Origin of the sequence: Clostridium aciditolerans (assembly GCF_016316925.1) — a bacterium.
GTDB classification, from domain to species: Bacteria; Bacillota; Clostridia; order Clostridiales; family Clostridiaceae; genus Clostridium_AM; species Clostridium_AM aciditolerans.
In genome coordinates this window covers 1-222 of record NZ_JAEEGB010000018.1, presented here as the reverse complement: position 1 = coordinate 222, position 222 = coordinate 1, and positions in this window count along the sequence as shown.

Here is a 222-nt window from a genome sequence, read left to right as displayed (position 1 = left end):
GTTCGGAATGGGAACGGGTGTATCCTTCACGTCATAATCACCAGATTTGAGGAAAATTGCTATAAGCTGCGCATCTCTTCGTCAAAGCATTCGCTGTGGTGCTCATTTACTTACCAGTAAACTCCGCTCCTCGCTCATACTTTTCCTCGATCTGCTTGCTTCTATCAATTTTGTTGTTACTTTTTGCTTTTCAGAAACAACATTGTTCTCTGAAAATTGCAC